Source organism: Pseudomonas sp. K5002 (genome assembly GCF_013386655.1).
Lineage (GTDB): Bacteria > Pseudomonadota > Gammaproteobacteria > Pseudomonadales > Pseudomonadaceae > Aquipseudomonas.
The window spans coordinates 1-2229 of sequence record NZ_JACARK010001237.1 but is presented as its reverse complement, the minus strand read 5'-3'; the positions used below and the strand labels follow the sequence as shown (position 1 = coordinate 2229).

Sequence of the window (2229 nt, the reverse complement as noted above, 5' to 3'; positions counted from 1 at the left end):
GCCACACCGAAGCGGCCTGCGACCTGGCGCGCATGGCCGGTTTCGAGCCGAGCGGTGTGATCTGCGAAGTGATGAACGACGACGGCACCATGTCCCGTCGCGCCGAGCTGGAAGAATTTGCCGCGCTGCACAACATCAAGATCGGCACCATTGCCGACCTGATCCACTACCGGATGATCCACGAACGTACCGTTCAGCGGATTGCCGAGCAGCCGCTGGACAGCGAACTGGGCCAGTTCAACCTGGTGACCTATCGTGATTCCGTGGAAGGCGACGTGCACATGGCCCTGACCCTGGGCACCATCTGCGCTGAAGAGCCAACCCTGGTGCGGGTGCACAACATGGACCCGCTGCGCGACCTGCTGATGGTCAAGCAACCGGGGCGCTGGAGCCTGCGGGCCGCGATGTCCGCGGTGTCCGAGGCCGGCAGCGGTGTTGTATTGCTGCTGGGCCATCCGCTGGATGGCGACGTGCTTCTGGCGCATATCCGCGAAACCGCCGACCACGCGCCGGCGAAAAAACCGACCACCTACAGCATCGTCGGGGCCGGTTCGCAGATCCTGCGGGACCTGGGCGTGCGCAAAATGCGCCTGATGAGTGCGCCAATGAAATTTAATGCCATATCCGGTTTCGACCTGGAAGTAGTAGAATACGTGCCCTCCGAATAAAGGCCGGCGTTGTTTGCCCCTTGTTCGCGGTTCAAATATCACTGAGGGGCGCGCACTAAGCGCGTCCCGGCTCTTTAAGAGATTTGTCGAATGACCCTGAAGACCATCGAAGGTACCTTCATCGCCCCCAAAGGCCGCTATGCCCTGGTGGTTGGCCGCTTCAACAGCTTCGTGGTTGAAAGCCTGGTAAGCGGTGCCGTGGATGCCCTGGTTCGCCACGGTGTGAGCGAAAGCGACATCACTATCATCCGCGCTCCTGGCGCCTTCGAAATTCCACTGGTTGCGCAGAAAGTTGCACAGCAGGGTGAATACGCGGCGATCATCGCCCTGGGCGCGGTCATTCGTGGCGGCACTCCGCACTTCGAATACGTGGCTGGCGAATGCACCAAGGGCCTGGCCCAGGTGTCCATGGAGTTCGGCGTGCCGGTCGCCTTTGGCGTCCTGACCGTTGATTCCATCGAACAAGCCATCGAGCGTTCCGGCACCAAGGCCGGCAACAAAGGTGCTGAAGCTGCCCTGTCCGCCCTGGAAATGGTCAGCCTGCTGGCGCAGTTGGAGGCCAAGTGATTAGCGACGACAGCGATCAGTTCAACCCCCAGGACCCGCGCCCGGCAGACGCCGGCAAGCCATCGAAAAGCGAAAAGCGTCGTTCGGCCCGCCAGCTCGCGACCCAGGCTTTGTACCAGCGCCACATGGCGAAAACCTCGCTGAACGAAATCGAGGCGCAGTTTCGCGTCGACAACGATTTCAGCGCGGCCGATGCCAGCTACTTCCACGACATCCTGCACGGTGTTCCGGCCAACTTGGCGGAGATCGACGCTGCACTGACGCCGTGCCTGGACCTGGCGATCGAAGAGCTGGACCCGGTTGAACTGGCCGTACTGCGCCTGTCCACCTGGGAACTGCTCAAGCGCGTCGACGTGCCTTACCGCGTTGTGATCAACGAAGGGATCGAACTGGCGAAAGTCTACGGTTCCACCGACGGTCACAAGTTCGTCAACGGCGTGCTCGACAAGCTGGCCCCGCGCCTGCGTGAAGCCGAAGTGAAGGCGTACAAGCGCTAACTGGCGCTTGCTGACGCAATGGGCGAGTTTGAGCTGATCCGCAACTACTTCGCCGCCGCGCCCTGTGCGCAGGGCGGCGAAGGCATTGCACTGGGGATTGGCGACGACTGCGCCTTGCTGGCTGTTCCTCCCGGGGAACAGCTGGCGATTTCTACCGATACCCTGGTGGCCGGCGTGCATTTTGCCGACCCCTGCGATCCGTTTCTGCTCGGCCAGCGCTCGCTGGCCGTGGCAGTCAGCGATCTGGCGGCCATGGGCGCCAATCCCCTCGCGTTTACCCTTGCCCTCACCACCCCGACGGTTGATGCCGATTGGCTGCAACGCTATGCCCAGGGCTTGAACGCCATGGCGCAGGGTTGTGGCGTGGTTCTGGTAGGTGGCGACACCACCCGTGGGCCGCTGAGCCTGACCATGACCGTGTTTGGCCGGGTGCCGGCGGGCCAGGCCTTGACCCGCAGCGGCGCGCGGCCTGGCGACTTGCTGTGTGTGGGCGGTGA

At 62.9% G+C, this 2229-nt stretch carries 4 protein-coding genes; all 4 read left to right on the top strand.

Annotation, left to right across the window (positions count from 1 at the left end):
* The coding region (locus tag HX846_RS35255; protein ID WP_178967256.1) for a 3,4-dihydroxy-2-butanone-4-phosphate synthase at window positions 1-668 on the top strand (668 nt) is incomplete at its 5' end.
* A 90-nt stretch (window positions 669-758) separates the two neighbouring features.
* A complete protein-coding gene (ribE, locus tag HX846_RS35250) occupies window positions 759-1235 on the top strand; it encodes a 6,7-dimethyl-8-ribityllumazine synthase (RefSeq protein WP_003209986.1) in 477 nt (158 codons plus the stop codon).
* On the top strand, window positions 1232-1732 hold the full coding sequence (nusB, locus tag HX846_RS35245; RefSeq protein ID WP_003209985.1) for a transcription antitermination factor NusB: 501 nt from the start codon (window positions 1232-1234) through the stop codon (window positions 1730-1732). Before ribE ends, nusB begins: the two co-directional genes overlap by 4 nt.
* An 18-nt stretch (window positions 1733-1750) precedes the next feature.
* Window positions 1751-2229 (top strand): AIR synthase related protein (locus tag HX846_RS35240; protein WP_256740331.1); only part of this gene is annotated, 479 nt, incomplete at its 3' end.

Excerpts from the sequence above, each read along its gene's own strand:
- ribE (WP_003209986.1), top strand. The coding sequence starts at position 759 with ATGACCCTGAAGACCATCGAAGGTACCTTCATCGCCCCCAAAGGCCGC.